Below are 21338 nucleotides of genomic sequence, written 5' to 3' on the forward strand. Positions count from 1 at the left end.
TTCCGGCTGTCTGTGCGCCGCCAGGGACTCGAACCCCGGACCCGCTGATTAAGAGTCAGCTGCTCTAACCAACTGAGCTAGCGGCGCCTGCTGACAGAGAAGACTTTAGCAGCGGCGCCCGGCCCGGCCAAAATCGAATAACCGGAGCCGGGGCGGGCCGGGCTCAGCCGACGGGCAGCGCCGCCGACCCGGCCCGCTCGGCGGGCTCGCGGGCCGCCCGGACACAGGCCCAGAGCACCACCGAAGCGCCCGGCAGCCACGGCTCCCGGCTCTCCGGGGCGACGATCCACCGCCCGGCGCCCAGGCCGGGGGAGTCCGGGCTGTGCACCATCCGCTGCACCGGCGGGACGGTCACCGCGTCGCCACGGCCGTGGCAGAGCAGCGGCGGGACGTCCCGGGCCCACTCCTCCCAGGCGAGCAGCCGGCGCAGTCGGGCCGCCGCCCCGGGCCGGACGAACAGCAGCGTGCGCCCCCGGTACACGGCGACCGGCCCGCAGCCCGGTCCGGAGGTCCACAGCTCGTCCAGCACCCTGCGGCCGAACAGGGACGGCATGCTGATCACGTCGAAGGCGCGGCCGCAGGGCAGCACCGAGGGCGCCCAGGGGCGCGATTCCCAGAGGGCGCGCATGCTGCGCGGGTACTCACTGGCGGAGGCCAGCCAGGCTTCCCCGGCCACGGTGACGTACTCCACCGACTGATACGTCCAGATGTCCACAGACAGCAGAGTGGGGCGTCCGCGGGGTGTCCGGGAGGGAAAGCGCGGTTTGCCGGACAGCGCGGCGGGGTGCGGCGTACCCTGCCGCGCTGCATATGCCACTGGCGAGGTTTCCGGGCCAGGCCGGGCCCGGTGCCCGGGGCGTTGCCGCCCGGGCCCCCGGGGGTTCACCGGTCCCCGGAACCGCCGGCCGCTAGCCGTCGTGGCGCCGGGGCTGGAGCAGGCCGCGGCCGTACTCGATCATCTTGGTCGCGTAGTCCGGCGTCCAGTCCGCCCGCTCGGCGATCTCGGCGTCGGAGAGCGCGTCGAACCGGCGGGTGTCCGCGAGCTGCGCGGCGGCGACGGCCTGGAAGTCGGTGGCCCGCTCGGCGGCCGCGCGGAAGGCCAGCGCCAGCTCGGTGGAACGGCGCAGCAGCTCCGCCGGGTCCTCGATCGACTCGAGGTCGAAGAAGCGCTCCGGCTCCGGCTCGGCGATGTGCGGCTCGAACAACAGCTGGACCGGACGCCGGCGTCGGGCGGGCGCTTCACCGGCGCCTGCGCCCGGACCGGCCGGCACGGTCGAACCGCTCGGGTCGGACGCCTGGGCGTGGGAGTCGGGCATGGACGGACACCTCCGGGTGCTCGGTGGGGGGCGGACGACGGCAGCCGGGGACGCCGCCGCCCGGTCCTGGCCGCCGTCCATTGTCTCGCGGCGGCAGCCGGTAACGGAACGGTGCGAGTCCGGGCGCTATTCCCGCCCGGCGCGCCGGGGGCGTGCACCTGTCGGCCAGCCGCCCCGGCCCGGCCGGGCCCGGTCAGCGCGCCAGTCGCACCCGGTGGCCGGCGAGGTGCTGCAGCACCTGGTGGTTGGCCTCCCAGCCGTCGGGGAACTTGACCGAGACGCCCAGCTGGACCGGCTCGGTGGCCGGGTGCTCGTCCAGCAGCTCGGCGATGCCGGCCCGGGCCACCACGATGCACGCGTGCCGGTGCCGGGAGGCGAGCACGCAGAGCCGGCCCGTCTCCAGGTGGAAGGCGGTCGCGTCCGGCCGCCCGGAGAGCGGGTGCAGCACCACCGTGACGTCGTACTCGCGCCCCTGCAGCCGGTTGGCGGTGTCCACCGTGACGGCCGGCCCGACGGCCGGGTCGACCGGGACACCGGCCTTGAGCAGCGCGGCCCGGACGGCCGCCGCCTGGTCCCGGTGGGCCGTGCCGACCGCGATCCGGCCCGGGGCGAGCGGGACGGAGCCCTGCTCGGAGTGGGCCGTCAGGCCGCGCTCCAGCAGTCGGCGCACCGTCGCCGCCACGGCGGCCACCGCCTGCGGATCGGTCCGGACGGTGTGCCGGGCGGGCAGCTCCAGCAGCGCCCAGCCGTGCTCGGCCGCCCGGTCGATCGCCGCGTCCAGGGCGGAGCCGTCCGGCCGCACCGAGGCGGTGAGCCGCCGCTCGCCGGGCCCGGTGCCGGAACGGAACGGCGTGTAGGGGTAGAACGCGTCGGAGATCAGTGGCGCCGCGCTGGCCGGCAGCCGCCAGGAGACCGGCAACCGGTGCGGCTCGATCTGCGGGTTGTGCGCGAGCAGCGTGACCACCGCGCTGCTCGACGGGTCGTACGACAGCCCCGCCCACTGCTCGGTGCCGACCACCGTGAACGGGTCCAGCTGGCCCGGGTCCCCCACGAACAGGGCCCGCTCGAACAGCCGGGCCACCGCGAGCAGGGCGTCCGAGCGCATCTGGTAGGCCTCGTCGACGATCGCGTGCCGCCAGGGCGCCTCGGTCCTCACCCACTGCCACTTCGCGGCGGTCGAGATCACCACGTCGAGCTCGGCGAGGTCCGTCACCTTGTCGGAGGGCGTGACATTGGGGTGCCGCAGCACCTCGGGCCCCGGCCGGGAGTCCGCCGCGTGCAGCCGGCCGATCGTCAACTCCGGCGCCTTCTCGGCCAGTCGGTCGACCAGGTCGTCCACCTGCCCGTTGGTCTGGGCGACGATCATGAGGCGCTCACCCGCCTCGACCAGCTCCCGGGCGGCGCGCACCACCAGGGTGGACTTGCCGGCGCCGGGCGGGGAGTCCACCACCACGCCGCGCGGGGCGCCGGTGGCCGGGCGGACGGTGGCCTCCAGGATCCTGGCCACCGCCGCGTCGGCGGCCGCACCCGGGGCCTGCTCGCTGTCCATCGGCCGGATCACTCCCATTCCTCGGTGGCGGTGGCGGTGGCGACCGGCACGGGTCCGGGCGCGGAGGCGGCACCGGGCGGGCCGCCGTGCGTCCACGGGGTGTCGTCCGGCTCGGGCAGCGGCGCGGACTGGCGGACGGTCAGTTCGAACAGGGTGAAGGTGATCCGCTCGCCGGGCTCGGGCAGGCTGCCCGGCTCGGGCTCCTTCTTGCGCCCCATGCCGGACAGCACCCGCAACGTGATGGTGCCCGCCGCCGGGTCCACCGCGGCGATCACCGCCTTCTGCGGGCTCGGCCCGCCGCCGGACTCCGGCGCGGGGGCCTCCCGGACGCGGTGCGCCTCCCGGCCGAGGTCCGCGTGCGGGCGGTCGGCCGTGCGGACGGTGACCAGCGGACGCGGCTTGGGCGAGCGCCCCGAGGTGTCGTAGTCCGGCACCACCTCGGTCACCACACCCGAGAACGCCTCGCCGGCCAGCCGGTGCTCGGCCATCGCCAGCGGGTCGTCCAGCGCCTCCTGGACGTCCAGCCGGGCCTGCTCGCGCTCGCGCTGCGCCAGCTTCCGGGCGGCCGTCACGGCGTCGTCCTGCCGGGGCTGCGGCGGCTCGCCCGCCGCCAGCCGGTCCCGGTGGCCGGTGTAGGACCAGCGGTCGCCCGTCCAGCGCTCCGCCAGGTGCCCGGCCGGCGGCAGGCCGCGGAGCAGGTCCAGACCGTGCCAGACGTCGTCCCAGGTGGGCAGCAGCACCTGGGACAGCGCCGAGCGCAGCTGCTCGACGGCCGTCCGGACGGCTGCCCGGGCCTGCCGGGCGTCCGTGTCGCCGGGCTCCTGGGCGGCGTGCAGCAGCGTGGCCGCGGCGGCGTCGTAGCGGGCGATCGCCGGACCCAGCACCAGCTCGTCGAAGCGCGGGTCGGTGGCCGGGCCGGCCGGCGGGTGGAGCAGCTGGCCGGCCGCGTCCCGGGTGGACTCGGCCCGCTCGGCGGCCTCGGCCCCGGTCAGGCCGGCCGGCGGTGCGTGCCAGGCCAGCCGGGCGGCGAGGTGCTGGTCCTCCAGGTGGCTCTGGCCGGTCGCCCAGTGCCGGGAGAGCAGACCGGTCATCGCCAGCAGCAGGCTGGAGCCGGGCACCTGGGCCCGGTCGGTGAAGTGGGTCAGCCAGCGGCCGAGCAGCGGCACCCGGGCCGGCGCCGGGTAGGGCCCCGGCTCGTCGTCCTCGACGGTGCGGCGGAAGCGGGTGGAGCGGCCGAGCAGGGCGAGGTGGTGCACACCCGCGCTGTTGGGCACGATCAGCTGCGGTGCGTCGGTGCACAGCTCGCGGAAGACCTGCGTCTTCTCGCCGGTCCCCGGGTCCTTCTCGGAGCCCTCGATCTGCTCCACCTCGGTCGCGAAGGACTCCAGGTAGGGCAGCAGATCGGCGGCCAGCTCGGCCAGGAAGTCGAAGCGCAGGGTGCGGTTGAGCGGCTGCGGGACGATGTGCAGCCGGGGCGCGGAGCGGTCGGTGCCCAGCATCACGGCCAGGGGCGCGCCGGCCTCGCCGGCGGCGGTCAGCGGCACCACCACCATCGGGCGCTCGGAGAGGTGCCGGTGGCGGACGGTGGCCAGCGGCTCGGCCCGGCCGCTGCGGACGGCCTCCAGCCGGGCGAGGGTGCCGAGCAGGCTCATCGGGCGGCTCCCGCCCCGGCCGTCGCGGCAGCCCCGGCCGCGGGGACGGGTCGGCCGAGCGCCTCGGCGCGCAGCGCGGCGGCGTAGGCCAGCCGGGCGGCGGCCTCGTCGCCGTCGTCCTCCGCATCGGCTCCCGGGGCGGCCCCGGAGTGCGGGCCGCGCTCGCCGGCGACGCCCGCCCCGGCGGCGGCCAGTGCCTCGGTGACGGTCCGGATGCTGCCCAACTCGCCGCGCACGCCCCGCCCGAGCTGCTCGACCCGGTCGCCGCAGCGGGCCCGGGCGCGGCAGTGGAAGCCCAGCTCGCAGGTGGAGAGGCAGTCCGGGCTGTACGCGGCCGGCACCGCCTCGACCGACTCGGCCAGCTGTTCGGCCGAGCGGGCGGGCGCCCCGGTCCCGTCGGTGGCGAGATCGAAGCCCGCCCCCGGCGGCAGCGCGTCCAGCAGCCGGCCGATGCCGGTCATCCGGCTGAGCTGGCGGCGGGTGGTGGCCAGCTCGCGCCGGACGTCGACGGTCACCGCGGTGGGCCGGTTGCTGAAGTCCTTCGGGCAGACCAGCAGCACGCTCAGCCGCGGGCTGCCCGGCAGCCGCTGCTCGACGTACGGGTTCCGGTCCGGCTCCCGGCCGGCCAGCGCGGCGGCCGTCTCCTGGAGCGCCAGGACGTAGACGGCGGCCTGGCGGGCGGCGGCACCGACCTTGGCCGGGTCCGCGCTGCCGTCCAGCACCGGGAAGGACTTGATCTCGATCACGGTGCACCGCCCGTCGTGCACCACGACGGCGTCCGGCTCCAGGTACGCGGTGCTGCCGGCCACCGTGAGCCGCAGCAGCGGGTGGTCGAGCAGCGTCCAGGCCCGCGGGTCGGCGGCGGCCTCGGCGAGCGCGGCGGTCGTCCGCTCGGCCCGGACGGCCGGACCGGAGCGGCGCAGCAGATCGGGCACGGTGAGCGGGGCGCCGCCGTCGGCCGGCAGGCCGAGGTGGCGGCGCAGCGGCTCCAGCAGCGCCGTGTAGTCGTCCTCCTTCAGCCGCGATTCGAAGATCACACCGCGGGCGAGGGCGAACGGGGACTGCCCGAACGGTGCCGGGCGGCCGAGCCGGGCGGCCAGCGCCGACTTGTCGACCCCGGCGGCGTCGAGCACGGCGCGGCGGTGACAGCCCGGATTGGCGGCGAGCGCGGCGAGCGCGCGGGCGTTCAGGCTGCGCTGCGGCGCCGGACCGCGCAGCTCGGCGAGCCGCTGGGCGAGCGGCTCAAAGTGCCCGGTGGACGGGACGTTCGTCGAGACGTTCATGGTGCGGCCCAGTGTCGCACCCGGGTCCGACAATCCGGTCCGCCCCGGCGATCCTCGGCCATCCGCGCCGATTCCGGGCGGTTCTCGGGCGTTGCTGCGGCGGCGCGGGGCCCGGCCGGTGGGCGGGGCGCTGGCCGGCCGGTGGGCGCCTGCGGCGGGGACCGCCGGGGGCGGCTGCCCCGCTCCGGCCACGGCGCCCGGCCCGGGATCGTGGGCGGCGCGCAGGTGAGGGATCATGGAGTGCCGGTGCTCAATGGCGAGACCGACCGTTGCCACCGCCCCGTTGCGAGGAGCCACCCATGCCCGCCCGAATCGTCCTGGTCCGCCACGGCGAGACCGAGTGGTCGGCCACCGGTCGCCACACCGGCCGGACCGACATCCCGTTGACCGAGGAGGGCCGCGCGATGGCCCGGGCGCTCGGTGCCCGCCTCGCCAAGGCCCCCTGGAACGGCCTGCCGGACGCCCTCGTCTACACCAGCCCGCTCGACCGCGCCAAGGAGACCTGCGCCCTGGCGGGCTTCGGTGACCGCGCCGTGGACCGGCCGGAGCTGCTGGAGTGGGACTACGGGCAGTACGAGGGCCGGACCGGCCAGGACATTCGCGCCACGGACCACCCCGGCTGGCTGATCTGGCGGGACGGCGTGCCCGGTGGCGAGAAGCTGTCCGACGTCGCCGCCCGGGTGGACGCCTTCCTCGCCGACCTCAACGACGAGCACGGCGTGCCGGACCCGGGGACCACGGTCATGCACTGCGCCGACCGCGACGTGGTGCTCTTCGCCCACGGCCACCTGCTGCGCATCCTGACCGCCCGCTGGCTCGGGCTGGCGCCCGAGTACGCCCAGCGGTTCAAGCTCGGAACGGCGGCGCTCTGCGTGCTCTCCTGGGAGTACGGCGCGCCGGCGGTCGAGGTCTGGAACGACCTCGGCCACCTGGAGGGCCTGAAGCACTGACCGGCCTGCCGCGCCGGGGCCCGACGATCCGTCAGGGCCCGGCGCGGCAGGGGTGACCGGCCGCCGCCGGGGTGCGGGTGGTCGCGGCGAGCACGGCCGCGGCGCCGGTCAGGCCGCCGCCGCGAGGTCGTACTCGGTCAGGAACCGGCCGACCTCCGGGACGGCCCGGTGCGGGCGCAGCCGCTCGGCGGTGTCCGCCAGCATGCTGCGGATCCGTGCCGAGCGGACCTCGCCGAACAGGGCCACGGCGGCCGTGCCGTGGCCGGCGGCGCCGGCCAGGTCCCCCCGGCCGAGGCGGTCGTGCGCCAGCTCGGCGGTGTACAGCACGCGGTTGCGCACGAAGTGCGGCTCCTGGAGGGCTATGGCCAGCCCGGCCTGTTCGCTGGCCCGGTCGAAGTCCCCGAGCGCGGACCAGCACTGGGACTGCAGCCCGGCGATCTCCGCCTCGCCGAAGAAGGACATCCACTCGGGGTCGGCCTCGGAGGGGCCGCGGTCGAACAGCGTGTACGCGCGGCCGAGGGCCCGTTCGCAGGCGGCGCGGTCCTGCAGGAGTGCCCAGCCGCCGGCCTCGCGCATGGCCAGCAGGGAGAGCAGCCGGTCGGAGTCCAGGTGCCGGGCGGCCGCCTGCCCGGCCTGGGCGGCGCGGAGCGCCTCGCGGGGGCGGCCGGCGTCCCGGGCGAGGAAGGCGCTGTTGCAGAACACGTGCGCCTCCAGGGCGCTGTCGCTCGCCATCCGGGCGGTGGCGAGCGCCTCGGCGTAGAGCGACCGGGCGTCCGCCAGCCGGTTCGAATCGTGCGCCAACCAACCCACCGAGATGGCGAGTTCGCCGGCCCCGGCCTGCAGTCTTCGCTCCGTCTCGGCGCTGTACTCACCCTCGTTGAGCAGTACGTAGGCGGTGCGCAGCGACTGCCCGGCCAGCTCGAACAGGGCGTCGGCCCCGTACACGTCGTCGGCCAGCCGGATGTCCCGGACGGCCTGCTCGACGCCGAGCACCTCGGCCGCACCGATCCGGCGGGGCGGTGGTACCGGGCCGGGTCGGCCCGGCACGAAGGCCGACCCGGGGTCGAACAGGGCCGGGGCCGGGCCGAACCGCCCGGTGCCGAGCCCGGACCGGTCCGGGATGAACCGGGCGGCGGCCTCCTCGGCCCCGGGCGTGCCCGGGTCGGTGCTGGTGGCCACGGCCGGCCGGTCGATGCCGATCACGGTGGCCAGCGCGGCCGGGCCGCCGGCCAGGAACGTACGGCGACGCACGTCGTCGTTCTCCTCGTCGAAATGGTGCGATCCGTCGGGCCCCCGGAGAGACGCCGCGGACCTCGGCAAGGCCGGTCCGTCCGGTGGGGGTGGTTCCGCGTACGGCGAGGCAGCGTACGGGAGTTGGATGGAGTGCGGCGAGCGCGGGGTGGGCAGGGACGGGAACTGCGGGTGGAGTCGGGGTGGTGCGGAGCCCCCGCCGCCGTCCGCTGAGCGGCGGCGGACGGCGGTGCGGGGGGCGAAACCGAGGTCGGTCAGCGAGCGGTCCGGCCACATGTGCCGGAACACCCGCTCGTAGGCGTAGTTGGGGCAGCGGATCTCGCCCGCCTCGACCCGCCCGACGTAGCGGGCGTCGCAGGAGACGTGCTCACCGATCTCGCGGGCGGCCCGTCGTACGGCCATCGCGAACTCGCCCGGCGAACGGTCGCCGCGCAGTGCGCGCATCACGGTGTTGGGTGACGGGCGGTTCGGCTCGGCCGGTGGGGTGGCTGCCATGGTGCGCTCCGTGGTCGTGCGGGGTGCTGGTGCGAGGTGGGGCGGTTCCGGTGGGTGTCGGTCCTGCGTACGGTGGGCTTCGGCCGGGTGGTGCCGCGGCTCCGCTCGGCCGGCCCGGGCCTGTGCGGTCGGGGTGGACTCCGCTCGGCCGGGTTTCCGCGGCCACGGGTGGGCCCGGTGGGGTCGACCACGGGTGGGCCCGGTGGGGCTGGATGGGCCCCGGACACGCAACCGACAGTACCCGGAGTCACCGACCGGCCACAGCGTGTTTATGGATGATGTGCTGTCAATTGCGGTCATAACGGGCGCGGTTGCCTGGATCTGCCATGAAATGCCATGCCTTGCTGTAAGGCGCCCCGTGGCCTCGACCGGGTCCCCGGCGTTGTCCTGATACGTGGAAGCCCCGGTCGTCGCCCAGGCCCACCGCCCGCAGCGGCGGCCCCCACCCCCGGAGCGGCGGCACTTCCGATCGGACGAGGTGACAGGAGAGCCCGTGATGGCCACCGGACTGCCGCAGTACCACCGCCTGGTCGCCGGAGGGGTGCTCGCGGGCGCCGCTCCCGCCCTGCTCCCCGAGGCGGCCGACGACCGCGGTCCGGGGCGCGGGCCCCTGGAGGGCGGCCGGGCCCCGTGCGGCGGCGGCAGCGGTCCGGTCCGTCGGCTCGGAGCGGACGGCGCGGGCGTGGTCGTCACCGGCTGCGACACCGTCACGGTGGCCCTGCGGCACGGCCTGGAGGCGGTCGACATCCTGCGGCTGCGCCGGGCCTGCGGCGCGGTGCTGCAGAGCCGCAACGGCAGCACGGTCTCCTTCTTCGTCCCGGCCGGCACCTCGGAGACGTGGCACCTGCCCGGCAGCTCGTGTACCGCGGGCGCCCTGCTCCTGCCCGCCACCGATCCGCGCTGGGTGATGCCTCCGGTCGGCGCGGACTTCGCCGTCCGCCCCACCGACGCCTGGGTGCTGCGCTCGGCCCTCTGCGAGGCCGCCTGCACCCTGACCGCCGGCGGCCTCGGCCCGTTCTAGGCCCGCGCCGCCTCGCTCGGTCCCGCTCCGTCCGCCCGGTCCCGCGCCGTCCGCCCGGTCCCGCTCCGGGGCACCGCGCCCGCTCGGAGGCTCGGGCGAGGTCCCGTCCGGAAGGCTCGCGCCACCGTCCTTCCCCTGGCCTCCCTTCCGCCGCTCTCCCGTCCCTGGTCCTCCGCCGAGCTGCGGAGACCTTCGGCACGGCGGCGATAATGACCGGTATGGGACGAAGCAGCAGGGCCGGCCGCAGCACGGACAAGGGCCGTACGGCGGCGGAGCCGCAGTCGGCGGCCACCGGCCCCGGCGGCCGCACGCACGCCCAGGGGGCGCTGACCCGCCCCGTCGACTCCGGGCTGGCCGAACTCCGCCCCGATCGCGACCGCCCCGCCGCCTGGTCGCTGCTGATCGACGGCGCACCGCAGTCCATGGTCGACCTCGCCGACCCGACCCACCTGGGCTTCGAGTACCAGCGCCGGCTCGGCCACCTGATCGACCTGGTCGCCCCGCCCGGGCGGCCGCTCACCGTCCTGCACCTCGGCGGCGGCGCCCTCACCCTGGCCCGCTACGTCGCGGCCACCCGCCCGCGCTCCCGCCAGCAGGTCGCCGAGATCGACACCGCGCTCACCGAACTCGTCCGCGCCGAACTCCCGCTGGAGCGCGGCTGGCAGATCAAGGTCCGCGGCGCGGACGCCCGCAGCGTCCTGGAGCGCACCCCCGAGGGCACCGTCGACCTGGTGATCGCCGACGTCTTCTCCGGCGCCCGTGTCCCGGCCCACTGCACCACCGTCGAGTTCACCGCACTCGCAGCCCGTGCCCTCGCCCCCGGCGGCTGGTACGCGGTGAACATCGCCGACGGCTCGGCGCTGCCCTTCGCCCGTTCGCAGATCGCCACCCTCGGCGCGGTCTTCCCCGAACTCTGCCTGGTCGCCGACCCGGCGGTGCTGCGCGGCAAGCGCTTCGGGAACCTGATCCTGGCCGCCGCGCACACGCCGCTCCCGGTCGCCGAACTGGGCCGCAAGGTGGCCTCGGACGCGGCTCTCGGCCGGGTCGAACACGGCCGCGCGCTGGCCGACTTCGCCGCCGGTGCGGCCCCCGCCACCGACGTCACCGCAGCCCCCTCCCCGGCCCCGCCGCCGGAGGTCTTCCGGTAGAGGTCGTCCGGTGGTCGAACGAGGCCGGGCCGACTCCTGGAATCCGCCGCGGCTCCGGGCTTCCCGGTCGCCGGGACCGGTGGGTCCGTCCGGTCACGCCGCACCGCCGCGCAGTGGGCCGGGTCAGTGTCCGCGCGGCAGTCCCCGGTGCTTGCACATCGCGGCGCCGGTGAGCAGCAGTCCGGCCGTGATGGGCGCGAGCACGGCGGTCCCGGTGCCGGCGAGACCGTGTCCGGCCGGAGCGGTGGCCGGCCCGGCCACGGCGACGCTCTCGTGCGGTGCGGAGTGCTCGGAGGCGGCCGCCCGGGCCGTCTCGGCGCTGTCCGGGACGGGCTCGCCGGCGGTACGGTCCCGACGGTCGGCGGGTGCGTGGGCGGGTGGCGGAGTGGCGGGGCCGTGCGACCCGCCTGCCGCCGGGGCGGGCTGCGCGGCCGGGGCGGTGGGGCCGCCCGCCCGGCCGGGTTCGGCCGCGGGACCGCCGGGGTCGCCGTCCCGGGAGGCGCGGGTCCCATCGGGGCGGGTCGGGGCGGGCGCGCTGCCGAGCAGTCCGGAGGCGATCGCGAACGCGTCCGGGACGGAGGCCCGCTGTCCTGGCAGTGGCAGGCCGCCCGCTCTGATCCGGTCCTGGAGCAGGCCGCCGACGGGTGCGGTCGCCGCGTCCAGGCCGGCCACCGGAACGGCCGCGGCGGCCGGGACGGCGAGCTGTCCGAGGACGCCGGGCGACGCCGCCTGTCCGGGGGCGGCCGACCCCGGGGCCGCTTGGCCGGCGGGTGCCCGGCCCGGCGCCTCCTGGCCCGGGAGCGCCTGCCCCGCGGGCTCCCGGCCGGGGGAGTGCGCCGTCGACTCGTGCGGCGGTGCGCCCTGGCCGGCCGCACCGGCCGGGTGCCCGGCTGACTCCCCGTCGAGGACCGGGCCGCCGCCCAGCGTCCGACCGACGGTGCGGCTGACCGGTTCCGGCAGCGGTCCGGCGGCCGCCGCGCAGGCGTTGGACGCCCCCAGCCCCCAGAGCTGTGCGAGGAGCGCCCCGCCCGCCGCGACGACACGCGGGCGGGGCAGCCACCGGCCGCCCGGGCGCCGGGCGGCGCCGTCGGCGCGTCGGACGGGTTCCGGGGCCTTGGTCGCGTGATTGGCTCGCACGTGAGTTGAGAACGAGCGGACGGGCCGTGAGGTCACGGCTGCCGTCACGGACAGTCATCACGTCGAACCCCGGCTTCCCGGGCCGCGGGCCCCGCCGACGGCCCGGCGGCAGGCCCGGCCGCGGGACCAGCGCTCCTTCGGGGATCAGGAGTTGGGGCGCAGGGTCCAGATGACGGTCATGACGCCGGTCACAGCGCCGTCGGCGCGGGTGATCTCGACCGTGACGGGGAACTCCGGCCGCTCGCCCTTGTCGAGCTCGGCGACGATGTCCGCGACCGGTCGGCCCAGCACCGCGGTGGCGGTGACGGTGCCCATCGCCAGCTTCTTGTAGGAGATCTCGGCGCTCACGGCGAGCGGCACGGCGCGCGAGAGCTGGTCGCCGAAGGCACCCAGCACGATGCAGCCGCTCGCGGACTCGGCGAGGGTGAACATCGCGCCGGCGTGCGGGCCACCGACGTGGTTGTGGTACTCGGGCTGGTCGGGCAGCCGGAGGACGGCACGCTCCGGCGTCGTCTCCAGGTACTCCAGCTTGAGGGTGTGTGCCATCGGCACGGTCGAGTCGAGCAGCTGGCCGATCGAAGGTGTGGTCATGGCGGCAATGTTACTAGTCGGTAGCTTCTGGCGGCAGATCTTCCGGAGGGGGAAACCGCGGAAATGTGAGGGAACGCGAAAACGCCTGAGGGGCCGATCTCTTGAAGAGATCGGCCCCTCAGGCTCTGGGGTGAGTGACGGGACTCGAACCCGCGGCCACCTGGACCACAACCAGGTGCTCTACCAACTGAGCTACACCCACCATCTGTCCGGCTCGTTCCCGCTCTTCGCGTTCCCGTTCCGACAGGAAGAACAATACAGGATCCGAGAGGGTGCTCGCGCCAGGGTTTCGATCACCCCGATGCGGGCGCCCTCCCGGGTCCGGCGGCCGCCTTCGCGCAGGCCCCCGCCCGGGAGGTGCGGGCGGGTCAGTCCGTCGGGGCCTGGTACTTCTCGGCGATCGCGCGCGCGGTGTCGGTGTCCGGGCCGGGCTGCGGGACGAACACCGCCTCGCGGTAGTACCGCAGTTCGTCGATGCTCTCGCGGATGTCCGCGAGCGCCCGGTGGTTGCCGCCCTTCTGCGGGCTGTTGTAGTACGCCCTCGGGTACCAGCGCCGGGCCAGCTCCTTGATCGAGGAGACATCGACGATCCGGTAGTGCAGGTGTCCCTCCAGGGCGGGCATGTCCCGGGCCAGGAAGCCGCGGTCGGTCGCCACGGAGTTCCCGCACAGCGGCGTCCGCCCGGCCTCCGGCGCGTGCTCGCGCACGTAGGCGAGGACGAGCGCCTCCGCCTCCGCGAGCGTGACGCCGTGCTCCAGCTCGTCGAGCAGCCCGGAGGAGGTGTGCATCGTGCGCACCACCTCGGGCATGTTCGCCAGGGCCTCGGCGGGCGGGCGGATGATGACGTCGACGCCCTCGCCGAGGACGTTCAGCTCGGAGTCCGTCACCAGTGCCGCGACCTCGACCAGGGCGTCCCGGTCGAGGTCGAGGCCTGTCATTTCACAGTCGATCCATACCAAACGGTCATTCACGCCACTCACCCTACGGCGCGATCACGCGCCACGGGCACCGGAGGAGCCGAGCGGGGCGCCGGAGCGCAGGCCTCCGAGCCGTGCGCGTCCTGGCCGTGGCCGTCCGCCTCGTGCGCCTCCCGGGCCTGGCCGGCCTGGTTGGCCGGGTGGACCGGATGCGCCTGGTGGCCGTCCCGCGCGGGGCGGGGGTCACGTGGCTCGCGGGCCCCGTCCGGGCTCGCGGCGCGGCCGCCCTGGGGCCGGACCTGGGGCGCACGGCCCTGACGGGCCCGACCCTCCGGCGTCACCGGAGCGGCCGACCCCGGCGTCCGACCGGTGGCCGCACCGTGCCCCCGGCCGCCCGCGCCGTCCTCCGACGGCCGCTCGGCCGTGCTGCGATGCCCCTGGCCCTGACCGCGGGCCCCGGGCTGCGGCTGACCGTCCTCCGCCGCGGCGTGCTCGGCCGTGCGCGGCGGACGAACCGCCCCGGGACCGGCCTGCGCCGGGACCAGTGGCGGCCGCGCCGGACCGCGCCCCGCCCCCGGCTGGCCGGGGTGCGGCTGGTGGGCCGCCTGCGGATGCGGGTAGGGCTGGGCGGCACGCGCATGGACCCCCTGCGCGGACGGCTGCCCGTGCTGCCCGTGCTGGCCCGGGTACGCGGAGCCGCCGGCCGGGTACGGCAGCGCGGGCGCCTGCCCGTGCTGCCCGAGTAGCGCGCCGCCCGCCGCCGTGGCGGCAGCAGCGGCCGCCGCCGCGGCATGGGCCGCGGCCGACTGCGGCACGGCACCGGCCAGCCGGAGGTCGCCCGGGTGCATCGGCGGCGGCGTCGGCGAGGCCGACCCGGGGCGACGGGCCCGGTAGCTGGTCCGGTACGCGGCCGGCGAGACACCGAGCTGGCGCCGGAAGTGCCCGCGCAGCGCCACCGGCGACCGGAAGCCGCAGCGGCGGGCGACATCGTCCACCGACAGCTCCGACGTCTCCAGCAGCCGCTGCGCCTGCAGCACCCGCTGGGTGATCAGCCACTGCAGCGGGGCGCTGCCGGTCAGCGTGCGGAACCGGCGGTCGAACGTCCGCCGGCTCATGTAGGCGCGCGCGGCCAGCACCTCGACGTCGAACTGCTGGTTGAGGTTCTCCAGCGCCCAGGTGACCACCTCGGCAAGCGGGTCGTTGCCGATCTCTTCCGGTAAAGACTGATCGATGTACTGGGCCTGGCCTCCGCCGCTGCGGCGGCTGGGCACCACGAGCCGGCGGGCCAGCGCGTTGGCGGCCTCGGCACCGTGGTCGCTGCGCACCACGTGCAGGCAGAGGTCGATGCCGGCGGCCGTGCCGGCCGAGGTCAGCACGTCGCCGTCGTCGACGAAGAGCTCGCGCGGGTCGACATGGACCCGGGGGTAGCGCTTGGCCAGGGTCGGCGCGTACATCCAGTGGGTGGTCGCCGGGCGGCCGTCCAGCAGACCGGCGGCCGCGAGCACGAACGCGCCGGTGCAGAGGCCGATGATCCGCGCGCCTTCGTGGTGCGCCTTGCGCAGTGCGGTGATCGCCTCGACCGGCGGCGGCTGCGAGATCGAGCGCCAGGCCGGTACGACGATGGTGCCGGCCCGGGCGAGCGCCTCCAGCCCGTACGGGGCGGAGAGGGTGAGTCCGCCGGTCGTGGCCAGCGGCCCCTCCTCGCCGGCGCAGACCAGCAGGCGGTAGCGGGGGACTCCGGCGTCCTGGCGGTCGACACCGAAGACGGAGAGCGGGATCGAGCTCTCGAAGATCGGGGCGCCGCCGAAGATCAGCACCGCGACGGTCTCGCGCCGGCGCCGGCCCGAGAGCTTCCGGGGGGCGGTGGACATCAAGGGGACCGAGGGGCCGTTCAGGCCCGACCCGCCACCGGCGCCGTGGCCGCCGGGGCCGTGGCCGTTGAGGCTCTGGTTGTTGGGGTTCTGGCTGTTCGGGCCGTGGCCGGAGGAGCCGGTGGGGCCCTGCCCGTTCGCGCCGTGGCCGGTGGGGCCCTGCCCGTTCGGGCTCTGGCTGTTCGAGCCCGGGCCGAGAGTGCCGCCCGGCAGGCCGGAGGCCGGCATGCCGACACCCGTTCCGGCGGAGGCCGGGTACGCCGCGTCCTGGCCCGGATGGCCGAGCGCCTGGCCGAGCGGGTGTCCGCCGGACTGGGCTCCGGGCTGGGCTCCGGCGTGAGCGCCAGGATGGCCGGGAACCGACGGGCCCGAATGTCCGCCCGCCCCCGGTCCTTGCAGGGAACCCGGGCTGACGACCGGTCGGCTGACCGGCCGTCCGGCGTGCTCCGGGGCGGCGGCGAAGGTGCCGGCACCGGAGGACGGGGAGGTCGACGAGGTGGCTGAGGCCGGTGAGGCTGCGGCGCCCACAGTGGTGTACGAGACGTATGGGGCGGCGCTGGAGGTGCCGGAGGAACGGGGGTTGGCAGCGATGGCCGAAACGCCGGTTCCTCTCGCGGACCGACCCGCGATACCGGCCACGGCCTGGTCGCTGTCAGGACCCGCGTCGCTCCTGCTCACCCTGCTCAAGGCGCTCAAGCCCCCTCGGTGGTGTGGTGTGGTGGTGCGGCACTGCTAGCCAAGATCGAATCTATCGGGTGGACCGTTGCCGTTGTGACAAGTTCACCATCCGACGCTATGTCGACATGGCAATTTGGCGTGATGCATTCGATCACGAAGCGTGGCACCCGTCGACCCTTCTGGGAAGGGGGCCGGTGCAACGGTGGCTGGTTGTCGCGGGGCCGGTCCTGGGGCGCCCGGCTTCGGCGTGCCCGGCCGGCGGGTCTGGGCTGCGGCTTTGCCCAAGGGCGGGGGAGCCGCGCGAGATTGACCGAAAATAGGCGGTGCACGGGAGGGCGCACGAATCTCGATGTGTGCGCCTCCCTGGCTTCATCCGGCCAGTGCCCGGGCCGTGGATCGGTCGTTGGTCGCCCGCGCTACCGTCCTGTCGTGGACAACCTCAGCCGGCTCGAACAGGCCAACGACAATGCCGCCGCATTCTGGCGGGCTCAAGCTCGTGTGCACGGATGGCATCAGCTCATTCGCCCCGGATTCACCGCGGTCCGCTGCGCCCGCACCCCGAGTGATGCCCACCGCATCGTGGTGACCCGCCCCTATGACCAACCGGCGCTGCTGGAGGCGGAACTGGCGGCCGTTCTGGCGGAGTGGTCCACCACCCGGCTCAGGCTCGAGGACCCCTACCTCCTGCTGGACATGTCGCGCTACGGCTGCGTCCACGGCCCGGCGATGCCCGTGATGGCCCGTGAGCCCGGTTCGCTCGAAGCGCCCCTGCTCGGTGCGCTGCCCTCGTCCGGCGCCCTGCGCGGTGGCGACCTGACGGTCGATGAGGCCCTGGACGCCGATGCGTTCGCCGAGGTCGAGCACGCGGTGGTCGACGGTTTCCCGATCACGGACCACCAGCCCTGGACGCGCGGCGGGATGCTGCCCGACCGCCTCCGGAACGAACCGGGCCTGCGGGCCTGGCGGGCCAGGATCGGCGGTGAGCTGGCCGGCGCCTGCCTGACCTACGACGACGGCCGGGTCACCGGGGTGTACTGGGTCGCGACGCTCCCCGAGCAGCGCTCGCGGGGGGTGGCGCGCGCCGTTCTGGAGACCGCGCTGGCCGCCGCGCACCCCGACCGTCCGGCGACCCTGCTCGCCACCGAGCTCGGCGAACCGCTCTACCGCAAGCTCGGCTTCGCCGTGGTGGGCCGGAGCCACTGGTGGTCACTGCCCGACCCCTCGGAGCAGTAGCGCCCGCCCGGCCCACCAGGCCCGCCCGGGCTCCTTGGACGCCTGGGTGACCGCGGTCGGTCGTGGCCGCGGTGCGGTGCGGTGCGGGGTGGTGCGGGTGGAGCGGTGCGGTGCGGGGTGGTCGGGCAGGGGGTGGTCCGGCAGGGGGCGCTCAGGCGCGGGAGTGGCGGAGCGGTGCGACTTGTGCCGACGCTCCGGCCGATGGAGACCGGACGCTCCTCGCGGACGGGTCGGTCGAGCCCGGTGGCGGCAACTCCGTCTGAACGGTTTCAGACACCGAAGGCCGCCGCAGCGGCCGGAGCGCCGCTGTCCGGGCGGTCGCCGGGAACAGGCGCACGCGGGACCTCCGGGGCGGAGAGCGAGAGCTGCGCGCCGGTACGCGCGCCGGACAGCGCCGCGCCCGAGTGACCCCGGAGCCAGCGGTTGCCCGCCACCGTGCCGACCGTCCGTCGCCGCTCCGGTCCGACGGCTCGGATCCCCGGCCGGGCCCCCGGTGCGTTGCGCGCGGAGAGCACCTGCCCGACGGCCTCCGGGAGACCGGCGGCCTTCAGTGTGGGCCGGTAGCCCGGCTCGGCCCAGGGCCGGCCCTGGTGCAGCCAGACGCTGCGCAGCCCGGTCAGCTCGGCGCCCGCGATATCGGCGGGGGCGTGGTCCCCGATCATCCAGGTGTTCGAGGCCCAGTCGCCGGTGGGTGCGATGCCGCAGCGCTGCGCGGCGATCTCGAAGATCAACGGATCCGGCTTGACGCACTCGGCCTCCTCCGAGATGACCCAGCCGTCGACCATCGGGCCCAGCCCGGTCCGGCGGATCTTCTCCAGCTGGGGCCGGGTGTTGCCGTTGCTGACGATGCCGAGCGTCCACCCGGCCGCGCGCGCCGCTCGCAGCGCGTCGATGTTTCTGGACGGGCAGTGGATGTGGGAGTTGATGCCGCGCCGGTAGTGCGCGAGCAGGAAGTCGAGAGAGTCGTCCAACCCGTAGCGGCGCTGGGTCGCGGACAGTACGGTGCTGCGCGGCACGTAGCCGCCGCCGTCGATGGTGACGAGCCAGTCGAGGTCGCCCGGCGGAAGGCCTCGCTCGGCCAGAAAGCCCCGGGCCCAGGCCCGGAAAGCGGCGTCCCTGGGGAGCAGCGTGTTGTCGAGGTCGAACAGGAGCAGGGGCATGTCGAGCATGGTGCCAGCGGCTGCGCCTATGCACCTGGCAAATGCCAGACGGCGTCGCGAACCCCTGCGAATTGGCTGAAATGGATACCGGCGCGGGTGGGCCGGGTTCGAAGGGCGGCCACGCATCCAGGGCGGCACGGCGGATCGGGCGGCCGATCGGGTCGGGGCGGGGCGCCGCCCGGAGGCGGCTCGCAGCGGCCCGCAGCGGCCCGGAGGCGGTCCGGGGTGCTCCGGAAGCGGTGGCCGAGGGGTGGTGGCGAAGGGCGCGCGACCGCGCACGATATGTCGTCCGTGGCCGCCCGATCCGGTCCTCGGGCGGAGACGGCGGCCGGTGACGTTCGGCAACGGATCGTTGTCGATCAATGACAGTCCGGTCACGGTGTCCCGGTGGCCTGTTGCATCGCTCCGTTCGCTCAGTCAAGCTCCAGAGAACCTCTTTTGCCAGAGGGGGCGCGACCGCGTGCTGGCAGGGGGCGCATCGCCGACGGCGAGCGCATCCTCCATTCGCGGTAACAAAGCCGTTCCGAGGCTTTGCCGCTGGGCTGAGTCTCCTGCCCGTCGTACTCTGAAAGGAACAGGTCACAAACGGTGCTGCTCGGCGCAGACCGACGTCTTTCCGTGGGCGGGCCTGCTGCTCGCGCAGCGTCGTCCTCTCTTGTCGGCCCATCTCCTTCGAAGAGCCTTGAGCCATGGCTGGTTTTGAGTCCTCCCGACCGGTTGAACCGGATGCGGTCCGCAGCGCCGGCGCAATGGCCGGGGGAGGCGGCGGCGATTGCGCAGAGCCCGGTGCGGGTGCTGACCCTGATGCGGGCGCGGACGCCGTGGATGCCAGGGGTTTCTCGCGCATGCTCCGCAACATTGCGCGCCGGGGCCGCCCCGGCTCCCGCCAGCAGCGGGGCGATCATCGACCCGATCACGCGGAGTCGGCGATGACGGGCCGCCTGGGTCCGGGTGCAGAGCACCCGGGAGGATCCGGCCTGCCGAGCGTCTCGGGTGAGCCGGTGGTGCAGGAGTCGCCCGGCGGCTCGTGCGATCCCGCTTTCCAGCACGGCGTGGTGGTCGGTTTCGACGGCTCACTGTCGAGCGAGCGCGCCCTCGCCTACGCGGTGGGCATGGCTCGTCGCTCGAAGTGCGGTCTGGTGATCGTGCACGTCGCCAATCGCCTCCCCGCCACGGTCTGGGCGGGCTGCGAACCTCCTGTCTTCGTCGACCTTCCCGACCACCGGACCGAGGTGCTCGGCCTGGAGCTCGCCTGCGCCGACTTCCTTGCCGGGGTGCCCTGGATCCTGGTCGAGCGGGGTGGCGACATCTGCCACGAGATCGAGGAGGTCGGCCGTGAGTACGCCGCGGACGCGATCGTGGTCGGCAGTACGCACGGCCTGCTCGGCAAGATCTTCGGCTCGGTGTCCGGCCGGCTGGCCCGTCGCGCCAACCGCCCAGTGATCGTCATCCCCTGACGGTCCGTCCGGAGGTGGCGACGCCGGCCCGGCGGCATGCCTCAGACGCCCTGTGACGGCCGTCCTGTGGCGGTCTCGTAGCCGCTCACGGCGTGCTTGCGTTCTGGCGCCTGGACGCCTCCTCTCCGGTGGACCCTGATGGATTCCTGGCGGGTGCCAATGGGCGACGGTCGGCCCGTCCGCTCCTTCGATCTCCCGTTCCTTCAATCTCCCGTTTCTCGGCTCGCCGGTGCACCGGCGAGCCGAGAAACGGGAGAACCGGGGCTGCAGGCAGAGCCCAGGAATGGTGCGGGTGCCTCAGGAAGTGACGCCGAGCTCACGGGCGATCAGCATGCGCTGGACCTCCGAGGTGCCCTCGCCGATTTCGAGGATCTTGCAGTCACGCCAGAAGCGCGCGACCGGGAATTCGTTCATGAAGCCGTACCCGCCGTGGATCTGGGTCGCCTCACGGGCGTTGTCGACGGCGGCCTCGGACGAGTACAGCTTGGCGATCGCGGCCTCCTTCTTGAACGGTTCGGCGTGCAGCAGCCGGGATGCGGCGTCCCGCCAGGCCAGGCGGGAGGTGTGGGCGCGCATCTCCATGTCGGCGAGCTTGAACTGGATGGCCTGGTTGGCACCGATAGGACGGCCGAAGGCCCGGCGCTGGCCGGCGTAGGCAACTGACTGGTCGACGCACCCCTGGGCCAGGCCGGTGGCCAGGGCTGCGATCGCGATGCGGCCCTCGTCGAGGATCCGCAGGAACTGGGCGTAGCCGCGGCCGCGCTCGCCCAGCAGGTTGGCCGCGGGAACGCGGCAGTCGGTAAAGGACAATTCGCGGGTGTCGGATGCGTTCCACCCGACCTTCGAGTACTTCTTCGACACCTGGAACCCCGGGGTTCCGGTGGGCACGATGATGGAAGAGATTTCGCGCCGTGGCGAGGGGAATTCGCCCTCTTCACTCGAACGAGCGATCGGTTCGGTGAGTGCGGTGACAGTGACCAGGCCGGTGATCTCGGTGCCGGAGTTGGTGATGAAGCACTTCGTGCCGTTGATGACCCACTCGTCGGTGGTCTCGTCGTAGCGCGCCGTGGTGCGGGTCGCGCCGGCGTCGGAGCCGCCCTCGGGCTCGGTCAGGCCGAACGCCCCGAGGAGCTCGCCGGAGGTCAGCCGGGGCAGCCACTCGCGCTTCTGCTCCTCCGTCCCGAAGCGGTAGATCGGCATCGCGCCGAGGGAGACCGCGGCCTCCAGGGTGATCGCGACCGAGGAGTCGACCCGGGCGAGCTCCTCCAGGACCAGGCAGAGCGCGAAGTAGTCGCCGCCCATGCCCCCGTACTCCTCGGAGATCGGCAGGCCGAAGAGGCCCATCCGCCCCATCTCCCGGACGATCTCGTAGGGGAACTCGCCCTGCTCGTAGAACTCGCCGATCTTCGGCGCGACCACGTCCTGGGCGAACTCGGCCACAGTGCGCCGCAGTTCCTCGTACTCGCTGTTCAGTCGGTGATCGAGCATGGTGATCCTCCTGGGGCCCGGCCGGGGTGGCCGCGGGCGTGATCGGGATGACCGCATGTCAATCCGATGATGTGATGGGCATGCGGTGTGATGAGCGGGGTTGGTGGTGCCGTACGGACCCGGCCGACCGGGTCGCGGCCG

The 21338-nt window shown here is 75.0% G+C and carries 15 protein-coding genes, 2 tRNA genes and 2 pseudogenes; 5 read left to right on the forward strand and 14 right to left on the reverse strand.

Annotated features, from left to right (window positions below):
• Positions 1-13: 13 nt before the first annotated feature.
• The 6 genes from ACWDRR_RS39190 to ACWDRR_RS39215 form a co-directional block, all read right to left on the reverse strand.
• Positions 14-87: transfer RNA gene (locus tag ACWDRR_RS39190), tRNA-Lys, on the reverse strand.
• Between the two features lie 76 nt (positions 88-163).
• Entirely contained in the window at positions 164-715 is a 552-nt protein-coding gene (locus ACWDRR_RS39195; RefSeq protein ID WP_387881086.1) for a bifunctional DNA primase/polymerase, read from the reverse strand.
• A gap of 193 nt (positions 716-908) precedes the next feature.
• Positions 909-1316 (reverse strand): hypothetical protein, encoded by a 408-nt coding sequence (locus ACWDRR_RS39200; protein WP_449777068.1) that lies wholly within the window; start codon positions 1314-1316, stop codon positions 909-911.
• Between the two features lie 193 nt (positions 1317-1509).
• Positions 1510-2865: an AAA family ATPase gene (locus ACWDRR_RS39205; protein ID WP_449777069.1), complete on the reverse strand. Its 1356-nt coding sequence runs from the start codon at positions 2863-2865 to the stop codon at positions 1510-1512.
• 8 nt (positions 2866-2873) lie between these two features.
• Positions 2874-4517, reverse strand: a complete 1644-nt coding sequence (locus ACWDRR_RS39210) for a hypothetical protein (RefSeq protein WP_449777070.1) — start codon at positions 4515-4517, stop codon at positions 2874-2876.
• The gene (locus ACWDRR_RS39215) at positions 4514-5800 is read right to left on the reverse strand and encodes a hypothetical protein (RefSeq protein ID WP_449777071.1); all 1287 of its coding nucleotides are present in this window, start codon (positions 5798-5800) and stop codon (positions 4514-4516) included. The genes ACWDRR_RS39210 and ACWDRR_RS39215 overlap by 4 nt, the downstream gene beginning before the upstream one ends.
• A 299-nt stretch (positions 5801-6099) precedes the next feature.
• On the opposite strand from ACWDRR_RS39215, the gene ACWDRR_RS39220 reads away from it, so the two are divergent.
• The gene (locus tag ACWDRR_RS39220) at positions 6100-6750 is read left to right on the forward strand and encodes a histidine phosphatase family protein (protein WP_449777072.1); all 651 of its coding nucleotides are present in this window, start codon (positions 6100-6102) and stop codon (positions 6748-6750) included.
• 108 nt (positions 6751-6858) lie between these two features.
• Here the strand turns inward: ACWDRR_RS39220 and ACWDRR_RS39225 are convergent, their stop codons facing one another.
• Positions 6859-8496, reverse strand: a complete 1638-nt coding sequence (locus ACWDRR_RS39225) for a tetratricopeptide repeat protein (protein ID WP_449777073.1) — start codon at positions 8494-8496, stop codon at positions 6859-6861.
• A 496-nt stretch (positions 8497-8992) separates the two neighbouring features.
• Between ACWDRR_RS39225 and ACWDRR_RS39230 the strand changes: the two genes are divergently transcribed.
• Complete coding sequence (locus ACWDRR_RS39230; RefSeq protein ID WP_449777074.1) at positions 8993-9517, forward strand: hypothetical protein; 525 nt, start codon at positions 8993-8995, stop codon at positions 9515-9517.
• Between the two features lie 218 nt (positions 9518-9735).
• Entirely contained in the window at positions 9736-10665 is a 930-nt protein-coding gene (locus ACWDRR_RS39235; RefSeq protein WP_449777075.1) for a spermidine synthase, read from the forward strand.
• A 123-nt stretch (positions 10666-10788) separates the two neighbouring features.
• On the opposite strand, the gene ACWDRR_RS39240 is transcribed toward ACWDRR_RS39235, so the two are convergent.
• The 5 genes and pseudogenes from ACWDRR_RS39240 to ACWDRR_RS39260 form a co-directional block, all read right to left on the reverse strand.
• Complete coding sequence (locus ACWDRR_RS39240) at positions 10789-11802, reverse strand: hypothetical protein (protein WP_449777076.1); 1014 nt, start codon at positions 11800-11802, stop codon at positions 10789-10791.
• A 144-nt stretch (positions 11803-11946) separates the two neighbouring features.
• Positions 11947-12393, reverse strand: a complete 447-nt coding sequence (locus ACWDRR_RS39245) for a DUF4442 domain-containing protein (protein ID WP_387881061.1) — start codon at positions 12391-12393, stop codon at positions 11947-11949.
• A gap of 126 nt (positions 12394-12519) precedes the next feature.
• A tRNA-His gene (locus tag ACWDRR_RS39250) sits at positions 12520-12595 on the reverse strand.
• A 166-nt stretch (positions 12596-12761) separates the two neighbouring features.
• Entirely contained in the window at positions 12762-13364 is a 603-nt protein-coding gene (gene orn / locus ACWDRR_RS39255; protein ID WP_387881058.1) for an oligoribonuclease, read from the reverse strand.
• An 817-nt stretch (positions 13365-14181) separates the two neighbouring features.
• Positions 14182-15181 (reverse strand): annotated as a pseudogene (locus ACWDRR_RS39260) (helix-turn-helix domain-containing protein); the annotation flags it as partial.
• A 1260-nt stretch (positions 15182-16441) separates the two neighbouring features.
• Between ACWDRR_RS39260 and ACWDRR_RS39265 the strand changes: the two are divergent.
• Positions 16442-17092 (forward strand): GNAT family N-acetyltransferase, encoded by a 651-nt coding sequence (locus ACWDRR_RS39265; protein ID WP_449777077.1) that lies wholly within the window; start codon positions 16442-16444, stop codon positions 17090-17092.
• Between the two features lie 269 nt (positions 17093-17361).
• Here ACWDRR_RS39265 and ACWDRR_RS39270 read toward each other — a convergent pair whose 3' ends face one another.
• Positions 17362-18252, reverse strand: a complete 891-nt coding sequence (locus ACWDRR_RS39270) for an HAD family hydrolase (RefSeq protein WP_449777078.1) — start codon at positions 18250-18252, stop codon at positions 17362-17364.
• A 1025-nt stretch (positions 18253-19277) separates the two neighbouring features.
• On the opposite strand from ACWDRR_RS39270, the pseudogene ACWDRR_RS39275 reads away from it, so the two are divergent.
• Positions 19278-19709, forward strand: a pseudogene (locus ACWDRR_RS39275) (universal stress protein); the annotation flags it as partial.
• A 297-nt stretch (positions 19710-20006) separates the two neighbouring features.
• Here ACWDRR_RS39275 and ACWDRR_RS39280 read toward each other — a convergent pair.
• On the reverse strand, positions 20007-21197 hold the full coding sequence (locus ACWDRR_RS39280; protein WP_449777079.1) for an acyl-CoA dehydrogenase family protein: 1191 nt from the start codon (positions 21195-21197) through the stop codon (positions 20007-20009).
• Between the last annotated feature and the right edge of the window lie 141 nt (positions 21198-21338).

The sequence above is a fragment of the Kitasatospora sp. NPDC003701 genome (assembly GCF_053587085.1).

Coding starts and splice junctions, on each gene's coding strand:
- ACWDRR_RS39200 (WP_449777068.1), bottom strand. CDS start 1,316: ATGCCCGACTCCCACGCCCAGGCGTCCGACCCGAGCGGTTCGACCGTG.
- ACWDRR_RS39205 (WP_449777069.1), bottom strand. CDS start 2,865: ATGGACAGCGAGCAGGCCCCGGGTGCGGCCGCCGACGCGGCGGTGGCC.
- ACWDRR_RS39210 (WP_449777070.1), bottom strand. CDS start 4,517: ATGAGCCTGCTCGGCACCCTCGCCCGGCTGGAGGCCGTCCGCAGCGGC.
- ACWDRR_RS39215 (WP_449777071.1), bottom strand. CDS start 5,800: ATGAACGTCTCGACGAACGTCCCGTCCACCGGGCACTTTGAGCCGCTC.
- ACWDRR_RS39220 (WP_449777072.1), top strand. CDS start 6,100: ATGCCCGCCCGAATCGTCCTGGTCCGCCACGGCGAGACCGAGTGGTCG.
- ACWDRR_RS39225 (WP_449777073.1), bottom strand. CDS start 8,496: ATGGCAGCCACCCCACCGGCCGAGCCGAACCGCCCGTCACCCAACACC.
- ACWDRR_RS39230 (WP_449777074.1), top strand. CDS start 8,993: ATGGCCACCGGACTGCCGCAGTACCACCGCCTGGTCGCCGGAGGGGTG.
- ACWDRR_RS39235 (WP_449777075.1), top strand. CDS start 9,736: ATGGGACGAAGCAGCAGGGCCGGCCGCAGCACGGACAAGGGCCGTACG.
- ACWDRR_RS39245 (WP_387881061.1), bottom strand. CDS start 12,393: ATGACCACACCTTCGATCGGCCAGCTGCTCGACTCGACCGTGCCGATG.
- ACWDRR_RS39270 (WP_449777078.1), bottom strand. CDS start 18,252: ATGCCCCTGCTCCTGTTCGACCTCGACAACACGCTGCTCCCCAGGGAC.
- ACWDRR_RS39280 (WP_449777079.1), bottom strand. CDS start 21,197: ATGCTCGATCACCGACTGAACAGCGAGTACGAGGAACTGCGGCGCACT.